Source organism: Lysinibacillus sp. FSL W7-1291 (genome assembly GCF_038593415.1).
Taxonomy (GTDB): domain Bacteria; phylum Bacillota; class Bacilli; order Bacillales_A; family Planococcaceae; genus Lysinibacillus; species Lysinibacillus fusiformis_D.
Genome location: NZ_CP151994.1, coordinates 4,070,446 through 4,093,506, shown reverse-complemented (window position 1 = coordinate 4,093,506; position 23,061 = coordinate 4,070,446). Strand labels below are relative to the sequence as shown.

Here is a 23,061-nt window from a genome sequence, read left to right as displayed (position 1 = left end):
TGCATGTTTAACATTCCTATTATAACGCAAAAAATACTTTTATGCCTGTGCATATAGTTGGGACGACAATTAACATAAAATGTTTCAAAAAAATCATGTTTAGACTTATAATGTAGTGAAGAATGGGGTGATGGTTGTGGCTAAAAAATTAAAGTCAGCTGATGATTTTATGTATCATATTTATGTCCATATGAATGATGTAGATAAATTTGTCATTTTTAGCGGGTTAAAATTCCCGCAATTTGTGGCTGCACTTGAACCACTGCATCACTTACTGTTATTAAAACATTCCTATGAAGACGGTTCTTTTAATATGCATACACAATTTGAATATGTCTTGGAAGATGAAGTTCCTCGTTTTGTGAAAAAATCAGCAGAGTCAAAGGAATTGTGTTGGGTTGATTTTATGGACGAAAAGAGGCTAGATCATTTGACACCAATGGAACAAGGAGAATTGCTTTACATAAGTCATAAAAAAGAACCGATTACGTCTGCATTTTTTAACAAATTACAAAATAGATTTGTCTATTATTCTTCAGATCAAGAGAAGATGACAAAAATTTATTTTCGTCATTTAAGTGATTCGGATTTATTGGTTGCCAATGTATTTAATAGCCTAATTCGTGAAAAGGAACGGAGTACTGGTTTTTGGCGTCGAAAAGTAAAGGCGAGTATTCCATCTATATCGCCCGATTTTTTACGATCTTACCGATCCTTTGCTAAGGACGGAGCGTTACTATCTTTGTACAGAATTGAAAAGCCAAAGGTAGCCTATGGCATAGAAGTTCGCAACCTATCAGAGTATTCATTTCCTGATGAAGTTTGGGATGACTTAAATACGATCCTGAAAACGGAACATGATGAATTAATTTATATTATTTAATCTTCATATCAGTAACGATTTTTGCGATTAAGCGACTATCAAATGAAGATCAGTTGTTGGCAGATATGCTGAATTTTGAATTGAGCCTAGACAATTTAAAAATTAGATGCAACTAAGGCATAATCGATGAAATGTCAAAATCTCACCGTCAAAAATTACGGTGAGATTTTTATGTCATTTGTCAAGACGTTTCATGATAAACTAATAGTACTCAAGAAGTATGTGGAGGGCACAAAAATGAAAAAAAGAATCGGTTTATTATACGGCGGAAAGTCAGCGGAGCATGAGGTGTCATTATCGACAGCTCGTGCAGTTACTGGAGCTTTGAATTTCGAGGAGTATGAAGTATATCCGATTTTCATTACATCTGACGGGGAATGGCGACGTGGAGAACGTTTGGAAAAACCTGTAAGTGCAATAGAAGAATTACAATTTGGTGATAATGCCACAATTTTAGAAAATAATATTACTGATTTTTTAATCGATGAAAAAGGCAATGCGGTGCAGTTTGATGTTATTTTCCCATTGTTACATGGAACAAATGGTGAGGATGGAACTGTGCAAGGATTACTGGAAGTACTGAATTTACCATATGTAGGAAACGGTGTATTAGCATCTTCAGCTGGTATGGATAAAGTGGTGATGAAGCAATTATTTGAAATTGCAGGCTTACCACAAGTGCCCTATACGTACTTTATTCGTAGTGAGTGGAAAAACGAGCAACAGACCATCATTGAACGATGTGAACAGGGCTTGAGTTGGCCGATGTTTGTGAAGCCTGCAAACTTAGGTTCAAGCGTTGGGATTAGCAAAGCAACTAATCGTGAGGAATTAATAAAAGCAATTGAGATTGCTCTGCAATATGATCGTAAAATTGTTGTAGAACAAGGTATTATGGCTCGCGAAGTTGAACTAGCTGTGTTAGGTAATGATTATCCTGAAGTTTCGGTACCAGGCGAAATTAAACCAGTCACTGAATTTTATGATTATGACTCGAAGTATAAGGACGGTTCTACAGCCCTTATTATTCCAGCGGAGCTACCAGTGGAAACTGTGACAAGCTTAAAGGAATTAGCAAAACGTGCATTTAAAGCAATAGATGGTAGCGGTTTAGTTCGTGCCGACTTTTTTGTAACGGCTGAAAATAGCGTTTACATCAATGAAGTGAATACAATGCCTGGTTTCACGCCTGTAAGTATGTACCCATTATTATGGCAACATACAAATGTGAGCTATCCAGAGCTGATTGACCGTCTCATTAAGCTAGCAATCGAACGTTACGAAGAAAAACAACAGCTTCACTATAAAAAAGACTGAGTGGGATTATTGTGAAAAAAACATTAAAACAATTAGCTGCATGGTTAAATGAGGATATGGCGGCTTTTGGTGATACCGTTGTATCAGGAATTTCTATCGATACAAGAACAATTCAACAGGGAGATTTATTTGTGCCATTTCGTGGCGAGCAAACAAATGGGCATCAGTTTGTTGTTCAAGCATTTGAGAAAGGCGCGGGAGCTTCTCTCTGGCAAAAAGATGAACCAAATCCTCCAGAAGGTTATCCTTTACTATTTGTGGATGACTCAGAAGTGGCTTTACAGGAAATGGCAAGAGCCTACCGTAATGAACATAAGGCGAAATTTATCGGCATTACAGGTTCAAATGGTAAGACATCCACAAAGGATATTTTAGCGGGTACACTTGCGCCATTTTTTAAAGTACAAAAGACTATTGGGAACTTTAATAATCAATTAGGGTTACCTATTACAATTTTACAGCTTGATGAAAATACAGATGTTGCTGTTCTTGAAATGGGTATGAGTGGTTTTGGTGAAATTGAATTTTTAACGAAGCTTGCTCGTCCACATATGACGGTTATTACAAATATCGGCGAGGCTCATATGCAGGATTTAGGGTCACGAGCAGGTATAGCAAAAGCAAAATTTGAAATTATTCAAGGGATGCAGCCTGATGGTCTATTATTCTATGATGGTGATGAACCGCTGCTCCAAGAATTGGTGGCCAAGGAACAGCACTTACAAGCAGTGCCGTTCGGATTAGAGCCAGGTAATCTTTTATACGCTGAAAATATTCATGCTAATGCGGATGGCAGTCACTTTACTACGCATGGAATCATTGAAGGCGACTTCTTTATTTCAGTTCTTGGTAAGCATCAAGTAAAAAATACATTAGTGGCGATGTTAATTTCTCATAAGCTAGGTTTAAACAATGAACAAATTCGTACATCCTTAGAGCATGTAGTCTTAACAGATATGAGGATGCAACAAGTACAAGGAACAAATGGAGCACTATTTATCAACGATGCCTATAATGCAGCACCAACCTCGGTGAAGGCTGCTATTCAATTTATGGCTTCCTCTACAATTCGACCTGAAAAATGGCTTGTGTTAGGAGATATGCTGGAGCTTGGACCGAATGAGCAAAGTTTTCACGAAGGGCTAGCAGCATATATAAATGAGCATGAAATTGATTATCTCTGCTTATTTGGCCCTCGGATGGCATATCTTTATCAAGTATTAAAAGAGCGCTTTGAGAAAGAACGTTTACTGTATGTAGCAGATGATTATACGGCTATTATTGAAAAGCTAAAACTAGCGAATGAATCATCTATTGTTTTACTTAAAGGCTCGCGTGGTATGAAATTAGAGACGATCTTAAATGCATTTACGTCACAGTAACCAATGAATCGGTGGGATTAGGCTCACCGATTTATTCATTGTTAAACGAGGTGAGGACGTTGTCAGTAGGTGTACTATGTATTCATGGATTTTCAGGTGGACCTTATGAAGTGGAGCCATTCACAACATACTTACGGGCACAGACAAATTGGCTAATTGTAGAGCCGACGTTGTCAGGGCATGGAGAAGAATTACAAATGAGTGGTTTTACAGCGAAGCATTGGTTAATGGATGCCGAGCTTGCCTATCGATCATTAGCTAAAAAAGTAGATGAGGTAATCGTCGTTGGTTTTTCAATGGGGGGAATCATAGCATTATATTTAGCTAAACGTTATAAAGTAAAAAAACTCGTATTATTAAGTGCTGCTGCAAAGTATGTCAGTCCCAAACAGTTAGTCAATGATTTCAAAGTGCTTGCTACAGAGGCTTATCACCGTAATTTGACGAATAACGAACTTTTTTTACGATACCATCATAAATTTAACAATGTGCCTTTAGCATCCACAATAGAATTTATGAAGCTGGTTAGAATGGTGGAACCTTATTATCAACATATTCAAATTCCTGTTTATATCGTGCAAGGGAAATTGGACGGAATAGTGCCCTATCATACGGCGCAATTCCTTTTTGATAAATTAGCCTCGAAAGATAAAAATTTGTATTTTTCTGATAATGGCAAGCATCATATATGTTTTGAGGAAGATTGTTCTGAATGGTTTCCAAGGGTTTTAACGTTTTTAAGGGATAAATAAAGTAGTCAGATTATTACGACTCATGCGTTATCGTTGCATAGGATTTAAAGCCATGTTAGACTAGTGTAAGCAATGGATACATTTTGTGCGAAGACTCTTCATATTTGGTTGAAGGGTACTTTTTTTTGAACACAACGGTTTTATTCTAAAGTGAATAATTACGACAGAATCGAACCGCTCGGTAAAGACCGGGCTTTCCTTTTCATATAAGAGAGCTCTATATGGACTATCATGTAGAGAAAATTTTTAAGTAACGGAAACGTTCCACTACACAGGCTCGAATTTGCCGACAACTTCATCTGAAAATGTAACCATTTGTCAACTTAAAAGGAAAAAAAGGAGATTGAGAAGTTTGACAAATTTTTCAGAATTAAATATTAGCGAATCTACATTACGCTCAGTAAAGCGTATGGGATTTGAAGAAGCAACACCAATCCAAGAAGGTACTATTCGTTTTGCGATTGAAGGCCGTGATGTATTAGGTCAAGCACAAACAGGTACTGGTAAAACTGCCGCTTTCGGGATTCCACTAATTGAGAAAATTGATCCAAAAAACCCTAATATTCAGGCGTTAGTTATTGCTCCAACTCGTGAGTTAGCGATTCAAGTTTCAGAAGAGCTATATAAAATTGGCTATGACAAGCGCGTAAAATTATTATCAGTATACGGAGGTCAAGAAATTGGCCGTCAAATTCGTGCACTGAAAAATAGACCTCAAATCATTGTTGGTACACCAGGACGTATTATTGATCATATTAATCGTCGTACGTTAAAATTAGAAGATGTTCAAACATTAGTATTGGATGAAGCAGATGAAATGTTAAACATGGGCTTTATCGATGATATTAATTCAATCTTAGAAAACGTGCCTTCTGAACGTCAAACATTACTGTTCTCAGCAACAATGCCACCAGCAATCCGTAAAATTGCAGAAACATTTATGCGTGATCCAGAAATTGTGAAAATTAAAGCAAAAGAATTAACAGTTGATAATATCGATCAATATTTTGTTAAGTCTGCTGAACGTGAAAAATTTGATGTTTTATCTCGTTTATTAAACGTTCACCAACCAGAGCTTGCTATTATTTTTGGTCGTACAAAACGTCGTGTAGATGAGCTTGCACAGGCCCTATCTATTCGTGGCTATTTAGCTGAGGGTATTCATGGTGATTTAAGCCAGGCGAAGCGTATCTCCGTATTACGCCAGTTTAAAGAAAATAAAATCGATATCCTTGTTGCGACGGACGTTGCCGCTCGTGGACTTGATATTTCTGGTGTAACACACGTTTATAACTTTGATATTCCTCAAGATCCTGAATCTTATGTTCACCGTATTGGACGTACAGGTCGTGCGGGTAAATCAGGTCTTGCCATAACATTTGTAACACCTCGTGAAATGGGTTACTTACGTATTGTGGAAGAAACAACGAAAAAACGTATGACACCTCTTCGCCCACCAACAACTGATGAAGCATTAGAGGGTCAACAACGTTTAGCTGTGGAAACACTGGAAAATCTTATTGCTAATAACAATTTAGGTGATTACCGCACACTTGCAGCGGAAGTACTAGATAATCATGAAGCAATTGACGTTGTTGCAGCTGCTCTACGTTCATTAACGAGAGAGCCAGACGATACACCAGTAACAATCACAGAAGAGCGTCCATTACCAATGCGACGTGAGCGTTCTAGCAGTAACCGTAGTGGCGGTGATCGTGGCCGAGGTAACCGTAGCTTTGGTGGCGGACGTCGTGACGGCGCTCGCAGTGGAGATCGTCGCAATAGCAGTAGTAGCAGTAGCCGCCGAGAAGGCGGACGCCGTGAGGGAGGTCGTCGAGAAGGTGGACAAGGTCGTTCTCGCTCTCCACGACGTCACGAAGGTTAATTTTAACCGAATACACTAATTCTTTATGAAAAACCTTACAGTCATAGTGGCTGTAAGGTTTTTTTTCAGCTATAGTTGAAACAAAAAGGTGAGTAAATCCGTATACACCTAATGAAGAAAGAGGGGGGAACGATATTGAGAGCACAGCCGATTCATCAAATTTCCCGAAAAGGGTTAACTGTGTGGCGTTTATATGGAGTCATACAAACATTGGTGTTATTCATTGTAGCAGGGCTAGTAAGCTATGGTACATATTATTTTGAATGGCCGTCATTTATTTACTTCATAGCTGGGGGAGTTGTAGTTCTAAGTGCAATACTATCCATTTTTGTATTCCCGAAAATAAGATGGGAACGATGGCGTTATGAGGTTCGTGAGCATGAAATCGAAGTACAACATGGTTTATTTGTTGTGAAACGTACATTAATACCAATGGTACGTGTTCAACATGTTGATACAACACAAGGACCGATTTTGAAAAAATACGACTTAGGTAATATTTCAATTTCAACAGCAGCAACTGTACATACGATTCCTGCGCTTGTTATGGACGAAGCAGATATACTTCGTGCTCGCATCTCTGATTTAGCAAGGGTGGCGGAAGATGATGTCTAAAGAAATTAATCGTTTACATCCAGTATCTGCAGTTATTACGAGCGTTAAAGCATTAAAAAGTATGATATTACCAATTGCCATTATTATCATAGGAAACGGCTTTAATTTTTCTTTGAATTTTCATAGCGATCATTTTTTTGATACCATTTTACTTTTTGGTGTCTGGGGAGGTGCGGCACTTCTTGCACTTATTGGGGGCATTATAAAATGGCGGACATTTGTTTATTGGTTTGAAGACGGGGAGTTACGCATAAAGTATGGATTGTTTGTTAAAAAGAAGCGTTATATTCCTTTTGAACGTATACAAAGCTTAAATTATAACGAGGGGATTTTTCATCGCATCTTTGGTTTAGTGAAAGTTCAGGTTGAAACAGCAGGTAGTAAGGGAGGTAAGCCTGAGGTCGAACTGACAGCAATCCGTAAAGCGGCAGCAGATGTTATTGAATTAGAAATGCGTCGGGCTAAAAATGGGGTAGATCAACAACAAGATCAGGAAGAAATCCAAGTGATAGAGGAAGCGGCCTTAATTCCAACGATTTACCATATGTCCATACGTGATTTACTCGTTTTAGCAACAACATCTGGTGGAATCGGTGTCGTACTATCAGGTCTTGCAGCAATTGCTTCACAGTTTTCCGATATTATTCCTTATGAAACAGTATTTCACGAACTAGCTGATTTTGTGAAAGTCGGGGCATTTTTAGTCGCTCTAACAGCGATGTTCGTTTTAATTGTAGCTTGGGTTGTATCAGTTGTCATCACACTGATTAATTACTATGATTATACAGTCCGAATTGAAGAAGAAAAATTGATTATCACCAAGGGACTTTTAGAGAAAAAGCGTATTACTTTACCGCTGAATCGAATTCAAGCCATTCGTATTGTTGAAAACCCTTTGCGTCAATTAACTGGCTTTGCAACGGTGGTCGTTGAAAGCGCTGGAGGCAACGGTGAAGATGGGAATGATAAAAAGATTACTTTGTTTCCACTCATTAAGAAGCAGGATTGTTTGCACACATTAGAGCAGCTTTTCCCAGATATGAATTGGCATCCTTCGTTTATTCGATCACCAAAAAGAGCAAGACCATTCTTCTATCGAATAGATTTTATTTGGCTAATTCCAATTATGGGTGCATGTAGTTATTACTTTTATCCGTATGGACTGTTGTCATTACTGTTAATTCCGTTAACAATCCTAATCGGAATATGGCAGCATAAAACAGCAGGCTATCAAATTGATGGAAAGCAACTGGCCATGCAGTATCGAGTATTTAGTCGTATTACATTGATTGTGGAGAAAAAGCGAATTCAATCTATTCAAAGTACACAATCTTACTTTCAAAAAAGAAAAAATGTTATGTCTATAAAAGCAACAGTCATGTCTGGAGCAACTGGTACAACGGGAAGTGTATCAAGCATAGAGCAACAGGATGCAGAAACAATCTTAACTTGGTATGAACATTAATGAACTAAAAAGCTAATCCTTTCAATTTTATGGGAGGATTAGCTTCATAGTGTTGAAAAACAAAAACATTTATATAGAATTTTTTCGAAAGGTGAAAATGGATTACTTTTGCAGGCTACTTGCTTTCCTGTGGGCGAGCGCCGAGCCGCTTCCTCCGTGCAGGGGCTCGCCTGTCTCGCTATCCCACGGGAGTCAAGTAGCCTTCCACTCCAATCCATGAAAATGGTACCTTTTTAGAAAGGTTTTCTAATAAAGTGAAGTATTCATTCCTCTTTATGGAGGGGTGTTGCCACTCATTACTTCTCCACATCGAACATAAGAGGCCATCCTTTCTCCAATCATACAAATAATGAGCTATTTTATTTACTACGGCTCATCGGACGCTCCCTGGAAAGAACGCTAACGGAACGGAAATTAACTCCTAGCCTTTCGAAATGGCTGTTTCTGCCATTGATATCACCTTTTTTCAACAACATGAAGCTAATCCTTTCAATTTTATGGAAGGATTAGCTTTTTTAACTATAAATATATGTGAATGCTGTTTATAATAAAATAAATAGAACAAAAGGGGTGGGGGACTTTGTTTAAATATGATATTAATGAAAGCGCTTATTTAAAGCTATTAGACTTGAGTGATGTAGATGAATTATTTGCTTTAACTGACCGTTCAAGGGATACATTACGTGAATGGCTGCCATTTGTAGATAGTGTTAAAACTGTAGAAGATACAGAGCAATTCGTCAAAAAGGCTATGCAACAATATGTTGATCATAATGGTATACAAGCAGGGATTTACTATGATGGAGAGCTTGCAGGCGTAATTGGCTATCATCAAATCAACTGGCAGCATAAATGGACAAGCATTGGCTACTGGCTAGGAAATGAGTTTGTGGGGAAGGGGCTCGTAACAAATTCAATGAAAGCATTGATTGATTATGCTTTTAATTATTTAATGTTAAATCGTATTGAAGTACGTGTAGCGGTAGGGAATATTCGCAGTCGTACAATTCCCAAAGTATTGGGCTTCCATGAAGAAGGGCGTTTAAGGGATGCAGAGTGGCTTTATGATCATCATGTTGACCAAGTTGTTTATGGCTTAACCGCCGCTGAATGGAAAAAGGTTAAGATGGCAAATGAGGCCACTGTGATTTTATAGCATGTATTCGTTCTAATGAAAAAGGAGCAACTCCATGATTGAGCTGCTCCTCTTTTAAGTTTTATGGTCTACCCGACATCTTTTGTTTACGCCAGCTTAAAATTCTTTTTGGGTGTAAATAGACAAGTCCAAGAATGAAACCTGTTACTAAACCGCCTAAATGTGCATAAACATTCACATTTGGTTGAAGAAATGTCATGATGACACTTATGATGATGATTGGTAAGATGAGCTTACGAAGCATTGGCATTGTACGACGTGTATAGTAAACTAATGCCCCAAAAGCACCAAAAATTCCAAAAATAGCCCCACTTGCACCAAGACTCGCATAACTACTATCATAGAAGATATAGGTTGCCATGTTGCCAACAATACCTGAAACCAAATAAATTGTGATGAAGCGTGCTTTACCTGCGATTTTTTCAAGCTCTGGACCAAAGAGATATAAGGAAAACATATTAAAAAACATATGCATAAATCCTGCATGTAAAAACATTGCGGAAAAGACACGCCACCATTCACCATTTTGAATCAGGAAATTTGCTTGGATTCCGTAATTCCACAAGAGTGTTCCGACGCCGGGTATAAGAGACAATACATAAAGCGTTAAGTTAATTGCTATTAAAGTTGAAACAATAGGGTAATACTTTGTATATTGCTTAAAATTTTCTGTTCTACTAAACATGGCTCCACCTCAATTTACAATTATTATACATGCCTTGTTGGAAATAGGTAAAGGAGAAGGTCACATGATTAAGGGAATTGGTCTTGATATTGTAGAAATAGATCGTATTGAAAAAGCCATGAAACGTACAGATAAATTTAAAGATCGCATTTTAACAGTTAAGGAAAAAAAATTATTTGACGGTCATTCAGAAACTCGTAAAATAGAATTTTTGGCAGGGCGATTTGCTGCTAAAGAAGCATTTTCGAAAGCGCTAGGAACAGGCCTTGGGGAACAATGTAAGCTTCATGATATGGAGATATTAAGAGGAGAGGCTGGCAATCCCGTCTTATATTTTAAGGAAGAGCTTGTCAATGGATTTGTTAGTATTACGCATTCTAAACAATATGCGGCTGCTCAAGTAATCTTATTAGAATAGTACTTAACTTGTCTAAAAGGTTGGCTTATAAATTTAAATATATTGCCCTTTCTTCAAATGACATAACTGACAAATACGGTTCATATATTGTCGTAGTGGATTTGAAAGAAGAAAGGGTGAAAGCGTGGGCAACCGTATAGTTAAATGGCTCGTCTTACTTTGTACGATATTACTTCTGTCGGCATGTGGTGCAGCCTCACAGGAAAAAGTGTTGAAGAAAGTGAATGGTAAATGGGCAGAAACAAATGGTTATGAGTTAAATGCATCGATGGAGATTAAATCTGGTGGTGAGCCAAGAAATTATGATGTGACAGTATGGCATACAAAACCTGATTTCTATCGAGTAGAAGTAGTCGAAAGTGGGAAAGATGTTTCTCAAATGATTGTGCGTAATGCTGATGGCGTTTTTGTAGTAACACCGACATTAAACAAAATGTATAAATTCCAAAGTGACTGGCCAAAGAAAAATAGTCAGGCTTACTTAATTGGAGCGCTAGCAGAAGATTTAGCAGAAGATAAAAATCTTGTCATGAAAGAAGAAGAAAAAGCATATATATTTGAAGCGGCTACTAGAAATAGCTATAAAAATAGTATGCCTCATCAAGTCATTACGGTAGATAAGAAAACTTTATTGCCAACCTCTGTAGCGATTATGAATGATGTGAAGGAAGAGCAAATTCGTATCACCTTTAAGAAAATAAAATTAGGTGTGCAACATGCTGCAAAAGAGTATGCTGTTGAACAATTCACTGATAAAGATAGCACGAAAGGTGAACAAGCTACACCTGCTGACAAAGAGGGGCAAGAAGGAAAAGATGAAAAAGAAGCAGTTGGTGCAGAAGTTGAATATCAAGAATTCCAAACACATTATCCTGTTCTAAATTGGGCACAATTAGCGAATGAAAAAGTTGTGCAAGAAAATGGTATGGAACGTGTTATCCTAACTTTCGATGGTGAAAAGGCATTTACAGTTATGCAGCAACCAGTAACAAAGGAAAATTCAATGTTACCAGTATCGTCACCTGGTGATCCAGTTGACTTAGGCTATACAATAGGAGCTATTACAGATACATCGATTAGTTGGGAAAAAGATGGTGTTGAATTCTTTGTAGCTTCAAGCAAGTTGACGCGAGAAGAGATGATTGAAGTTGCTACATCTATGACGATAAGTAGTATGAAGTAACTTTGCTAGCTACAGCTTTCAGAAATATGAAAGCTGTAGCTTATTGACAATATGAAATAAGATCTCACTGTTTAGAAAATGTTAAGTTATTTCCTTTAAAGTGAGAGTTCTGGAGAATGGAACAATAACATTGTGTGGACAAGCTAAATAGACGTACTAGAACAAATGTATGTCATACATAGTGTTTTAATTAAAAATAAAGAGGGTATTCTTATGAAGACACAGCAGTATTTTCGACCAACCAAAGCAATGATAGACTTGCAAGCAATCCAACAGAACGTTAAAAATTTAAAAGAATTTTTACAACCTAATGTTCAAATTATTGCTGTAGTAAAGGCAAATGCGTACGGCCATGGAGATGTAGCCGTTGCACGGGCGGCACTTGAGGCTGGTGCCACAATACTTGCAGTGGCAACGCCCGACGAAGCATTACATATACGAGCACATTTTGAAGAACCAGACATACTAATATTAGGTGCATCTCCTGTTTCCTTTGCTCCTTATGCAGCACAACAGCGTATTATTCTTACAGCATTTGCTAGTGATTGGATTCAACAAGCAGCTCCTCTTTTAGTGAATGAAGAACTTCCTTTGCGTCTACATATAAAAGTAGATAGTGGAATGGGGAGACTAGGCATTCGCTCAGAGCAAGAGCTAGTAGAACTATACGAAACCATACAGTCTACAGCTAATGTGGAGCTAGATGGCATATTCACTCACTTTGCGACAGCGGATGAAGAAAATTCGACACATTTTAATCAGCAAGTGCAGTTTTTTGAGAAGTGTTTATCAGTCATGCCTTTAAAGCCGCGACTTGTTCATGCATCTAATACGGCAGCTTCATTAGTGAAAAATTCACACCTACAGTATGATGCTGTTCGATATGGGATATCGCTGTATGGATTATCTCCTTCTCCCTATGTGGAAAGCATTTTACCATTCCCACTAAAGCCTGCCTTCTCGCTTGAGAGTGAACTTGTTCATGTGAAGCAAATCAAAGCAGGTGAATCAGTTGGCTATGGCGCTACGTTTACTGCTCAGACGGAGACGTGGATAGGAACTATTCCGATTGGCTATGCAGATGGCGTAATTCGTAAGTTAGGTGGACAAGAAGTATTGGTTGATGGACAGAAAGTGCCGATTGTTGGACGAATTTGTATGGACCAATGTATGGTTGCGCTACCAAAAGCATATGCTATAGGTGAGAAGGTAACACTCATTGGTCAACAAGGACAGCATGTGATTTCCATCGATGAGTGGGCTACAAAGCTTGAAACAATTAATTATGAAATACCATGCATTATAACAGCAAGAGTTCCTAGAATATACTTTTAATGAACCTTCATTAGAATTAGTTACTGATACACAGTACACATTCTCTCAATAGCATTCACTGTAATGTGTAATGAACAACATTTCAATGTAAAAGTTGAATTTGGTAAATAAATTAGCACTGGAGAACTTATTTCTTTTCCAAACATAAAGTAACTCATATTTGGAAGAACATTGCAATAATAATTATTCAGCATATACCTTCGACAACCAACATATTTTTACAATTTGTACTTCAAATTGTCAGATATTTTGTCATTTCATGTCTTTTCAACAATATCTTTCAATGATAGAATGAGAAGTAATGAAAAAGTGTATGGTTCCGTTGGAGGTGCTTGCTGTGTACGAGAAAAAGTTAAGAGAAGCTACAATTGCTGTTCAAGACAGACTATTTCTACAAACAAAGGAAGTAATTGAAGGTGAATCTTTTGTGCGTACTTTGGCGCGCAAAAATTTAATGCAGGAGCAACCAAATCAAATACGGGAAGCTATGATTAAAGGATATGTTGAAATGTCTCATATTAATTTAATGATTGCAAGTGAATGCTTGCATGCAGAATATGAAGCACAGCATATGGTGGAGCGTCTCGTTAGCGGGGGATGACACTTTGAATGTAAAACGTGGTGACGTTTTTTTTGCAGACTTATCACCGGTAATAGGTTCTGAACAAGGAGGCACTAGACCGGTGCTGATTATTCAAAATGATATTGGCAATCGATTTAGTCCGACTGTCATCATCGCAGCTATCACTGCACAGATTCAAAAGGCAAAGTTACCGACACACGTTGAAATCAATGCTGAAAAGTATGGTTTTGAACGTGATTCGGTTATTTTGCTAGAACAGGTGCGGACAATTGATAAGTCAAGATTGACGGATCGTATTACGCAACTTGATCATGCTGTGATGGAAAAAGTTGATGGAGCGTTGATGATTAGTTTAGGTCTAGTTAAATTTTGATATACATATGTGTATAGAAGCATCGAGATAATAAAATCTCGGTGCTTTTTTTGTTCTCTATCGATAATTTGAATTTACTATTTATCTTGATTCAGCTGGCCAACTCTCCATAAAAGTTCAATTTTGTTAGATAAAACCTCTGGCAGAAGTCACAAATTTTGAAGAAAAGTTTTTCGAGCAGCTTCAATAAATCGGAGCTAAATTCCGTTGAGGCGTAATTGATAAATAGTACAAAAAGCTTTAAGATATATTCAAGATTTTTAATAAAAATAGATTTTTGAAAAAATTCTTAAAAGGTATATGAAAATTTACATAGAATATTCCATTAATAGAGGTTATGAAGTTTAATTTAAGTCCAGCAGGTCGAACTATAGTGTAAGAGTATAACACTGTAAGGAAATGGAGGGACAGCAGTGACATGTAAGTCTTCGGTTGAAATTATTACAGAGTGGGATATTGTGGCAGCAAGACAACTGGGGCGTAATGAAGCAAGAGCACTTGGATTTGGCACTGTTGATCAAGCTCGTATAACCACAGCAATTAGTGAATTAGCACGAAATATATATTTATATGCGAATATAGGGACGATTGAAATTGAAAGGGTTGAGATAGATCATGAAAAGAAAATAGTCGTTATTGCAACAGATAAAGGACCTGGGATTCAAAATGTTCGCAAAGTAATGGAGGATGGTTATTCTACTTCAGGAGGGCTAGGAGCTGGTTTACCAGGTGTTAAACGATTGATGGACAGTTTAGATATTCAATCTGTCATGGGAGTGGGTACAACAATAAGGGCGGAAAAATGGTTGCGTTAGGACGTGAAGAAATTGAAACAATTAGAAGCTCAGTATAAAAAAATATTATCAGATTATATGGTCAGCCAAACTGAAAGAAATTTATATATTGCTCAAAATTTCACGCGTCAGTTAATTCAAAAAAATATATCTCCAGAGGATGTTGTTAGTATTCATAAAAATGCTGTTGAACAAATATTTCCTGATCAAATGAGTGAATCACAGCCAGCCTATGATTTTCTTATTGAAGTGATGGTTCATTATGGGATGGCACATAGAGAGCATCAAAGCTTACTTCAAAAGCAAGCTGAATACGAGATGGAAATGAAAATTGCGACAAACATTCAAAAAACGCTATTAAAAACATATGTGCCGCAGCTAGAAAGTATTGATATAGGAATGATTTCAGTTCCTATTCGTAGAATGAATGGTGATTATGTACATTTTTTTCATGATGGTGAAGAATATTTAAGTGTGGCAGTGACAGATGTTGTCGGCAAGGGAGTTCCTGCTGCGTTATGTATGTCGATGGTGAAATATGGGCTTGAAACATTAGGATATGCATATAAAGATCCTTCCTATGTTTTAGAAGTCATTAACAGGGTAATTGAAAAAGGTGTGGACGACAGTATGTTTGTTTCTATGTTTTATGGATGCTTAGATGTACAACACAATATCTTTTCTTATGCCTCGGCAGGTCATGAGCCAGCGTTACACTATATTGCCAAGGACGATCGATTCTATTCTTTGGAGGCTAAAGGCTTATTACTCGGTGTTTTACCTGAAACAAAATATTCGTTTCATGACATTGTTTTAGAGGACAATGATTTAATTATTATGATGACCGATGGTGTGACTGAATTTAGAGCACAGGAAGACTTGAATTCTAGAGAGGTTATTACAACTTTAATAAAACAAAATAGACATTTAACAGCCCAGCAGTTGTGCCAACTTCTTTATAAGGAAATAGAGAAAGCTCAGAATTTTAAACTATCGGATGATTTTACTGTCGTTATTTTAAAAAAATAGGTTTAATTATTAATAAAATAGGGAATAGACAATAGTCTAACAAATATGGTGGAGGTGTGCTATATGGACGTAACGATATATTTTAAAGAGATTGATCATAAATTATTTGGTTTTGTTGAAGGGGAAATCGATACATTTACCGCGTCTGGTTTAAGAGAGGAATTAGAAGCGGTAAAGATTACAGACGGATTAGAAATTGAACTTGATTTATCAAAAGTAAATTACATGGACAGTACAGGTCTTGGGATATTTGTTGCCTTTTATAAAAGAGCATTACGTGAAAATGGCAAAGTGAAGCTAGTTGGTTTATCGAATAGATTGCAAAGATTGTTTGAAATTACGGGTCTAAGTGATTTGATGGATATTGAAACTGATAAAAAGGTGGAATTAAAATAATGAAGGAATTTGACTATATTGAAATTAGAGTTCCTGCTAAACCGCAATTTGTCAGTGTCATTCGATTAACTGTCTCGGGCTTAGCTAGTAGGATTGGCTTTAGTTATGATGATATCGAAGATTTAAAAATTGCTGCAAGTGAGGCTGTGACAAATGTTGTTCACCATGCTTATAAGGATGAAGAAGAAGGTGAAATTGTCATCGGGTGTGCTTTGTATGACAATAAAATGGAAATGATGATTGCGGATTATGGCAACAGCTTTAATTTCGAGGAGATCAAGTCTAAGATTGGACCGTATCATCCTGAGGAAAGTATTGCAGGGCTAAGAGAAGGTGGCTTAGGACTTTATTTAATGGAAACTTTGATGGATGAGGTGATGATCAATAACGATGGTGGCGTAACTGTCTTCATGACAAAGTATGTCGCTAGAGAGCAGGTGGAAAAAAATGTCGAAAGAATCACTACATAAATCTTCATCCAAGGAAGATATACTAAAGTGGATTGAATTGTACCAGTCAACGGAGGATGATGAAGCGCAAACAAAATTAGTGATTCATTATCGATATCTAGTTGAGTCAATAGCTCGTAAATATTCGAATGGTAAATCTTATTATGATGATATTGTTCAAGTAGGGATGCTGGGATTGTTAGGTGCAATCAGACGTTTTGATCCGAATGTTGGTCGTAGTTTTGAAGCATTTGCTGTGCCAACGATTGTTGGAGAAATCAAGCGTTTTTTACGTGATAAAACATGGGATGTTCATGTGCCTAGACGAATAAAAGAATTAGGACCGAGAATCAAATCAACAGTGGAGGCGCTGACGATTGAATTGCAGCGTTCTCCTTCTATTCAAGATATTGCTGAGCGATTAGAAGTAGCCGAGGAAGAGGTATTGGAAGCGATGGAAATGAGCCGTAGCTATCAGGCTCTTTCTATGGATCATTCGATAGAGTCAGATTCAGATGGCAGTACAGTCACCTTATTTGATATTTTGGGTAGGGAAGACGATGGTTATGAAATGACTAATAAACGCATGATTGTTTCAGAGGCGCTTGTTGTGTTAAATGAAAGGGAAAAACAAATTATTCAGCTTACATATTTAGAGCAACTTAGTCAAAAAGAAGCTGGAGAACGATTAGGAATTTCTCAAATGCATGTATCTCGAATACAAAGGAAAGCAATAAAGAAATTACAAGAGGCTATTCTAGCAAGTGGCGGTGTTTCGCTCTAATCTTTCTTTGGGTGTTTTATGTGTTAAACACTTATAAATGGATGAAGATAGTCTACTCATATTCGTCTGAGTAGACTATCTTTTTGCATTTTTAGTAAGGTGTAATGGTAAAATGAAAAGAAAAAGGTAGTGATGATGTGGAACAAAAGCAAATGTTACAGCTCATTGCAAAGGATGTTGTAGTCAAACCAGGGCAAGTAGATGCTGTTATTAAGTTATTAGAAGAGGGAAATACGGTACCATTTATTGCACGTTATCGAAAGGAAGCAACGGGCTCTCTCGACGAGGTGCAAATTAAAGCTGTGGAGGATCGTTATCACTACATACAGCAACTTGAACAACGGAAAGAAGAGGTTATTCGATTAATCCGAGAGCAAGAAAAACTTACACCAGAATTAGAAAAAGCCATACTTGCTGCAACCGTCTTACAGCGGGTAGAGGATTTATATAGACCTTACAAGCAAAAAAGACGTACAAAGGCGACGATTGCCAAAGAAAAAGGATTAGAACCTCTTGCAGAACTTCTCTTGGCGTTTAGTAATGACGCATTAGAGCAGCTAGCGGTTGGTTTTGTGGATAATGAACAGGTTGCCAATACAGAAGAAGCACTAATGGGCGCACGAGATATTTTAGCAGAACGTTTTGCGGATGATGCTGCGATTCGTGAAAAAATCCGCGCCTATTCATGGAAAGATGGAGTCCTTGTAACGACTGTAAAAAATGCTGAGATCGATGAAAAAAATGTTTTTGAAATGTATTACGAGTATGAAGAACCTGTTAATCGCATCGTTCCGCATCGCATCTTAGCGATCAACCGTGGAGAAAAAGAGGAAGTTTTAAAGGTTTCAATCCAAGTGCCAGTAGACAGAGTTTTGATGATTATGTGGAAGGCATGGATACCTGCAATTGGCTCATCTCCTGCAATTGCAGAAGTAAAACTGGCAATTGAAGATTCGTACAAACGTTTAATTCAGCCTTCGATTGAAAGAGAATTACGAAACGAATTGACAGAGAAAGCTGAAACACAAGCAATTCATATTTTCTCTGAGAATTTACGTAATTTATTACTGCAGCCACCTATGAAAGGGAAATATGTATTGGGGGTTGACCCAGCTTACCGCACAGGTTGTAAGTTAGCAGTTGTAGATGAAACGGGGAAAATGTTAGAGGTTACAGCTATTTATCCACATCCTCCTAAACCAGATGTAGCAAAAGCGAAAGCTACTGTGAAAGGAATTTTAGAAAAATATCCAATAAGCATAATTGCAATTGGTAATGGTACAGCATCGCGTGAAACAGAACAATTTATTGCAGATGTACTAAATGAACTTACTACTGATGTTGCGTATGTTATTGTCAACGAAGCGGGAGCATCTGTTTATTCAGCATCAGATATTGCACGGGCTGAATTTCCCGATTTACAGGTTGAGCAGCGTAGTGCTGTGTCCATTGCACGCCGCTTACAAGATCCTTTATCGGAGTTAGTGAAAATTGAACCTAAAGCGGTTGGTGTAGGTCAGTATCAGCATGATGTTTCTCAAAAAAAATTAAATGAATCACTAACTTTTATAGTAGAAACTGCTGTTAACAAAGTAGGGGTTGATGTAAACACGGCTTCTTCTTCACTCTTACAATACGTTTCTGGTTTATCCAAAACAGTTGCAGAGAATATCGTGAAGATGCGAGAAGAAAATGGTCAATTTTCTACACGTGCACAATTAAAGAAGATTCCAAGGCTAGGTGCTAAAACGTATGAACAAGCTATCGGCTTCTTACGTGTCCCTGAAGCAAAAAATCCGTTCGATGCTACAGGTATTCACCCAGAGAGCTATGATTTAGCTGAACAAATATTAGCAGAAGCTCAAATTGATAAAAAAGAGCTAGGGACGCCGAAAGCCGAAGAAGCTATTGCAGCTTTAGATATTCAAAATTTAAGTAGCGTGCTGGGCATAGGTGTTGTGACTATTCAAGATATTGTGGATACTTTAATGAAACCAAGTCGTGACCCACGTGATGCTTTCCCACAGCCTTTGCTTAAAACAGATGTATTAAAAATGGAAGATTTAAAAGTAGGTATGGAACTGCAAGGCACAGTGAGAAATGTGGTGGACTTTGGAGCGTTTGTTGATATTGGCGTAAAGCAAGACGGGTTGGTGCATATATCTAAATTACAAAACAAACGCATTAAACATCCATTAGAAGTTGTTGCATTAGGTGATATTGTCACAGTATGGGTAGAACAAATAGATGTCAATAAAGGGCGTATTTCTTTAACAATGCTTCCGCCTAAAAATCAAACATTATAATTTAAGTAATAAATATTTACCACACTGTCTATACTACACAGTGTGGTATTCTTGTTGTTAGAGGTGATTAATATATGAACAATGAGGAGTTACAACAACTTGTTCACAGCTTATCCTTGGAAAGCTTTCAAAAACCTTTTCAGCATCAGGCTTACTTTAATGCTAGATTACGTTCAACTGGTGGACGATATCTTTTACAATCTCATAATATTGAGATAAACCCGAAAGCCTATGAGTTATATGGCTATAGAGAGATTGAAGGTATTGTACTCCATGAATTATGTCATTATCATTTACATATTGAAGGTAAAGGGTATCAACATCGAGATAAAGATTTTCGAGAGCTATTAAGAAAAGTAAATGCACCTCGATTTTGCTCAGTTTTACAACCCCCTAAAGCTACAACTAAAAGACATCATCGTCATACTTATACTTGTGTCAATTGCCAACAACTATATGTACGGAAAATAAAAATGAATGTTGAGAAGTATTGCTGTAGTAAGTGTTTGGGTAGGCTAATACTAGTGGAATAAAAAATTATAAAAAAATAGTTGACGTTTTGTTGAGTTGTCCCTATAATAGTAAAAGTCGACAAGATAACGACGACAGCAAAACATAGTATTCCGAAGTAGCTCAGTTGGTAGTAGCACCTGACTGTTAATCAGGTTGTCGCAGGTTCGAGTCCTGCCTTCGGAGCCATGGCCCCTTGGTCAAGTGGTTAAGACACCGCCCTTTCACGGCGGTAACACGGGTTCGAATCCCGTAGGGGTCATTTCTTCATAATTTAATTAATACTATTTATTGGTCCCGTGGTGTAGCGGTTAACATGCCTGCCTGTCACGCAGGAGATCGCCGGTTCGATCCCGGTCGGGACCGCCACTTTTTGGGGTATAGCCAAGCGGTAAGGCAACGGATTTTGATTCCGTCATGCCTAGGTTCGAATCCTAGTACCCCAGCCATTCATTTCTTAATTTGAGCCATTAGCTCAGTTGGTAGAGCATCTGACTTTTAATCAGAGGGTCGAAGGTTCGAGTCCTTCATGGCTCATCTTTTTAGGAAAAAACATTGACTTCTCAGATCCTTGTAGTATAATGAGAAAGTTACTGATTGAATGCGGTCGTGGCGGAACGGCAGACGCGCTAGGTTGAGGGCCTAGTGGGGGCAACCCCGTGGAGGTTCAAGTCCTCTCGGCCGCACCAAGTCAATTAATTTTATATTCTTATATGCGCCCGTAGCTCAATTGGATAGAGCGTCTGACTACGGATCAGAAGGTTGTGGGTTCGACTCCTGCCGGGCGCGCCAATTTATAAATCATATTATGCGGGTGTAGTTTAATGGTAAAACCTCAGCCTTCCAAGCTGATGTCGTGAGTTCGATTCTCATCACCCGCTCCAAAAAAGTGTTGACAACTTTCCGGTTGTCTGATAGACTAAAGAAGTTGTCCGAAGAGACAATGATATGAACCTTGAAAACTGAACAAGCAAAACGTAATCAATAAAGTTTTCAGTAACTAGCTTTGGTTAGTGAACGAAACAAAATTTTGGACATCAAAATTGATGCCAGCAAAACAATTTGAGCTATTCAAATTTCTTTTATGGAGAGTTTGATCCTGGCTCAGGACGAACGCTGGCGGCGTGCCTAATACATGCAAGTCGAGCGAACAGAGAAGGAGCTTGCTCCTTCGACGTTAGCGGCGGACGGGTGAGTAACACGTGGGCAACCTACCTTATAGTTTGGGATAACTCCGGGAAACCGGGGCTAATACCGAATAATCTGTTTCACCTCATGGTGAAACACTAAAAGACGGTTTCGGCTGTCGCTATAGGATGGGCCCGCGGCGCATTAGCTAGTTGGTGAGGTAACGGCTCACCAAGGCGACGATGCGTAGCCGACCTGAGAGGGTGATCGGCCACACTGGGACTGAGACACGGCCCAGACTCCTACGGGAGGCAGCAGTAGGGAATCTTCCACAATGGGCGAAAGCCTGATGGAGCAACGCCGCGTGAGTGAAGAAGGATTTCGGTTCGTAAAACTCTGTTGTAAGGGAAGAACAAGTACAGTAGTAACTGGCTGTACCTTGACGGTACCTTATTAGAAAGCCACGGCTAACTACGTGCCAGCAGCCGCGGTAATACGTAGGTGGCAAGCGTTGTCCGGAATTATTGGGCGTAAAGCGCGCGCAGGTGGTTTCTTAAGTCTGATGTGAAAGCCCACGGCTCAACCGTGGAGGGTCATTGGAAACTGGGAGACTTGAGTGCAGAAGAGGATAGTGGAATTCCAAGTGTAGCGGTGAAATGCGTAGAGATTTGGAGGAACACCAGTGGCGAAGGCGACTATCTGGTCTGTAACTGACACTGAGGCGCGAAAGCGTGGGGAGCAAACAGGATTAGATACCCTGGTAGTCCACGCCGTAAACGATGAGTGCTAAGTGTTAGGGGGTTTCCGCCCCTTAGTGCTGCAGCTAACGCATTAAGCACTCCGCCTGGGGAGTACGGTCGCAAGACTGAAACTCAAAGGAATTGACGGGGGCCCGCACAAGCGGTGGAGCATGTGGTTTAATTCGAAGCAACGCGAAGAACCTTACCAGGTCTTGACATCCCGTTGACCACTGTAGAGATATAGTTTCCCCTTCGGGGGCAACGGTGACAGGTGGTGCATGGTTGTCGTCAGCTCGTGTCGTGAGATGTTGGGTTAAGTCCCGCAACGAGCGCAACCCTTGATCTTAGTTGCCATCATTTAGTTGGGCACTCTAAGGTGACTGCCGGTGACAAACCGGAGGAAGGTGGGGATGACGTCAAATCATCATGCCCCTTATGACCTGGGCTACACACGTGCTACAATGGACGATACAAACGGTTGCCAACTCGCGAGAGGGAGCTAATCCGATAAAGTCGTTCTCAGTTCGGATTGTAGGCTGCAACTCGCCTACATGAAGCCGGAATCGCTAGTAATCGCGGATCAGCATGCCGCGGTGAATACGTTCCCGGGCCTTGTACACACCGCCCGTCACACCACGAGAGTTTGTAACACCCGAAGTCGGTGAGGTAACCTTTTGGAGCCAGCCGCCGAAGGTGGGATAGATGATTGGGGTGAAGTCGTAACAAGGTAGCCGTATCGGAAGGTGCGGCTGGATCACCTCCTTTCTAAGGATTATTTCGGAATACAAACCTAGGGTTTGTAAGATTACGTTTTGCGTTCAGTTTTGAAGGTTCATTCTTCTTGAATGAAAAGCTTCAAAACTTGTTCTTTGAAAACTGGATAAAACGACATT

Annotated in this window: 21 protein-coding genes, 8 tRNA genes and 1 rRNA gene; 29 read left to right on the top strand and 1 reads right to left on the bottom strand. The window is 38.8% G+C overall.

Features of this window, described 5'->3' with window-relative positions; genetic code table 11:
- Positions 1-130 precede the first annotated feature (130 nt).
- The 8 genes from NST76_RS19885 (at position 131) to NST76_RS19850 (ending at position 9,455) form a co-directional block, all read left to right on the top strand.
- Positions 131-883, top strand: a complete 753-nt coding sequence (locus tag NST76_RS19885) for a hypothetical protein (RefSeq protein ID WP_036119163.1) — start codon at positions 131-133, stop codon at positions 881-883.
- Between the two features lie 237 nt (positions 884-1,120).
- A complete protein-coding gene (locus tag NST76_RS19880; protein WP_101966904.1) occupies positions 1,121-2,200 on the top strand; it encodes a D-alanine--D-alanine ligase in 1,080 nt (359 codons plus the stop codon).
- A gap of 11 nt (positions 2,201-2,211) precedes the next feature.
- The gene (gene murF, locus NST76_RS19875; protein ID WP_036119153.1) at positions 2,212-3,582 is read left to right on the top strand and encodes a UDP-N-acetylmuramoyl-tripeptide--D-alanyl-D-alanine ligase; all 1,371 of its coding nucleotides are present in this window, start codon (positions 2,212-2,214) and stop codon (positions 3,580-3,582) included.
- 59 nt (positions 3,583-3,641) lie between these two features.
- On the top strand, positions 3,642-4,334 hold the full coding sequence (locus NST76_RS19870; RefSeq protein WP_089934464.1) for an alpha/beta fold hydrolase: 693 nt from the start codon (positions 3,642-3,644) through the stop codon (positions 4,332-4,334).
- A 352-nt stretch (positions 4,335-4,686) separates the two neighbouring features.
- Complete coding sequence (locus NST76_RS19865) at positions 4,687-6,219, top strand: DEAD/DEAH box helicase (protein WP_249646076.1); 1,533 nt, start codon at positions 4,687-4,689, stop codon at positions 6,217-6,219.
- A 135-nt stretch (positions 6,220-6,354) separates the two neighbouring features.
- Positions 6,355-6,834 carry a PH domain-containing protein gene (locus tag NST76_RS19860; RefSeq protein WP_080717038.1) on the top strand — a complete coding sequence of 160 codons (480 nt, stop codon included), beginning with the start codon at positions 6,355-6,357 and terminating at the stop codon, positions 6,832-6,834.
- Positions 6,827-8,299 carry a PH domain-containing protein gene (locus NST76_RS19855; RefSeq protein ID WP_058844724.1) on the top strand — a complete coding sequence of 491 codons (1,473 nt, stop codon included), beginning with the start codon at positions 6,827-6,829 and terminating at the stop codon, positions 8,297-8,299. The genes NST76_RS19860 and NST76_RS19855 overlap by 8 nt, the downstream gene beginning before the upstream one ends.
- Before the next feature lie 580 nt (positions 8,300-8,879).
- Complete coding sequence (locus NST76_RS19850) at positions 8,880-9,455, top strand: GNAT family protein (RefSeq protein ID WP_058844938.1); 576 nt, start codon at positions 8,880-8,882, stop codon at positions 9,453-9,455.
- Positions 9,456-9,516: 61 nt separating this feature from the next.
- Here NST76_RS19850 and NST76_RS19845 read toward each other — a convergent pair whose 3' ends face one another.
- Positions 9,517-10,140: a rhomboid family intramembrane serine protease gene (locus NST76_RS19845; protein ID WP_036119129.1), complete on the bottom strand. Its 624-nt coding sequence runs from the start codon at positions 10,138-10,140 to the stop codon at positions 9,517-9,519.
- Positions 10,141-10,204: 64 nt separating this feature from the next.
- On the opposite strand from NST76_RS19845, the gene acpS reads away from it, so the two are divergent.
- The 21 genes from acpS to NST76_RS19740 all read left to right on the top strand — a co-directional run bounded on the left by acpS (position 10,205) and on the right by NST76_RS19740 (position 22,933).
- Entirely contained in the window at positions 10,205-10,558 is a 354-nt protein-coding gene (acpS, locus tag NST76_RS19840; protein ID WP_036119125.1) for a holo-ACP synthase, read from the top strand.
- 124 nt (positions 10,559-10,682) lie between these two features.
- Positions 10,683-11,741 carry an outer membrane lipoprotein carrier protein LolA gene (locus NST76_RS19835; RefSeq protein ID WP_036119122.1) on the top strand — a complete coding sequence of 353 codons (1,059 nt, stop codon included), beginning with the start codon at positions 10,683-10,685 and terminating at the stop codon, positions 11,739-11,741.
- Positions 11,742-11,954: 213 nt separating this feature from the next.
- Positions 11,955-13,076, top strand: a complete 1,122-nt coding sequence (gene alr / locus NST76_RS19830; RefSeq protein ID WP_036119117.1) for an alanine racemase — start codon at positions 11,955-11,957, stop codon at positions 13,074-13,076.
- Between the two features lie 337 nt (positions 13,077-13,413).
- The gene (locus NST76_RS19825; RefSeq protein ID WP_036119113.1) at positions 13,414-13,677 is read left to right on the top strand and encodes a hypothetical protein; all 264 of its coding nucleotides are present in this window, start codon (positions 13,414-13,416) and stop codon (positions 13,675-13,677) included.
- Between the two features lie 4 nt (positions 13,678-13,681).
- Complete coding sequence (locus NST76_RS19820) at positions 13,682-14,032, top strand: type II toxin-antitoxin system PemK/MazF family toxin (protein ID WP_004232054.1); 351 nt, start codon at positions 13,682-13,684, stop codon at positions 14,030-14,032.
- Between the two features lie 413 nt (positions 14,033-14,445).
- On the top strand, positions 14,446-14,847 hold the full coding sequence (locus tag NST76_RS19815) for an anti-sigma regulatory factor (RefSeq protein WP_036119108.1): 402 nt from the start codon (positions 14,446-14,448) through the stop codon (positions 14,845-14,847).
- A gap of 12 nt (positions 14,848-14,859) precedes the next feature.
- Positions 14,860-15,855, top strand: a complete 996-nt coding sequence (locus NST76_RS19810) for a PP2C family protein-serine/threonine phosphatase (protein ID WP_271911108.1) — start codon at positions 14,860-14,862, stop codon at positions 15,853-15,855.
- A 63-nt stretch (positions 15,856-15,918) separates the two neighbouring features.
- Positions 15,919-16,251 carry an STAS domain-containing protein gene (locus NST76_RS19805; protein ID WP_036119101.1) on the top strand — a complete coding sequence of 111 codons (333 nt, stop codon included), beginning with the start codon at positions 15,919-15,921 and terminating at the stop codon, positions 16,249-16,251.
- Entirely contained in the window at positions 16,251-16,721 is a 471-nt protein-coding gene (gene rsbW, locus NST76_RS19800; protein WP_036119099.1) for an anti-sigma B factor RsbW, read from the top strand. The genes NST76_RS19805 and rsbW overlap by 1 nt, the downstream gene beginning before the upstream one ends.
- Entirely contained in the window at positions 16,699-17,484 is a 786-nt protein-coding gene (gene sigB, locus NST76_RS19795; RefSeq protein WP_036119097.1) for an RNA polymerase sigma factor SigB, read from the top strand. Before rsbW ends, sigB begins: the two co-directional genes overlap by 23 nt.
- Before the next feature lie 137 nt (positions 17,485-17,621).
- Positions 17,622-19,790 (top strand): Tex family protein, encoded by a 2,169-nt coding sequence (locus NST76_RS19790; protein ID WP_089934475.1) that lies wholly within the window; start codon positions 17,622-17,624, stop codon positions 19,788-19,790.
- A gap of 74 nt (positions 19,791-19,864) precedes the next feature.
- On the top strand, positions 19,865-20,323 hold the full coding sequence (locus NST76_RS19785) for a SprT family protein (RefSeq protein ID WP_036119086.1): 459 nt from the start codon (positions 19,865-19,867) through the stop codon (positions 20,321-20,323).
- A gap of 89 nt (positions 20,324-20,412) precedes the next feature.
- Positions 20,413-20,489: transfer RNA gene (locus tag NST76_RS19780), tRNA-Asn, on the top strand.
- A 1-nt stretch (position 20,490) separates the two neighbouring features.
- A tRNA-Glu gene (locus tag NST76_RS19775) sits at positions 20,491-20,562 on the top strand.
- Positions 20,563-20,593: 31 nt separating this feature from the next.
- Positions 20,594-20,669, top strand: a tRNA-Asp gene (locus NST76_RS19770).
- 5 nt (positions 20,670-20,674) lie between these two features.
- Positions 20,675-20,749, top strand: a tRNA-Gln gene (locus NST76_RS19765).
- A 15-nt stretch (positions 20,750-20,764) separates the two neighbouring features.
- A tRNA-Lys gene (locus NST76_RS19760) sits at positions 20,765-20,837 on the top strand.
- A 66-nt stretch (positions 20,838-20,903) separates the two neighbouring features.
- Positions 20,904-20,989 (top strand) — tRNA-Leu (locus tag NST76_RS19755).
- A gap of 26 nt (positions 20,990-21,015) precedes the next feature.
- Positions 21,016-21,092, top strand: a tRNA-Arg gene (locus NST76_RS19750).
- Positions 21,093-21,110: 18 nt separating this feature from the next.
- Positions 21,111-21,184 (top strand) — tRNA-Gly (locus NST76_RS19745).
- A 197-nt stretch (positions 21,185-21,381) separates the two neighbouring features.
- Positions 21,382-22,933 (top strand): 16S ribosomal RNA (locus NST76_RS19740).
- The last annotated feature ends 128 nt before the right edge of the window (positions 22,934-23,061 follow it).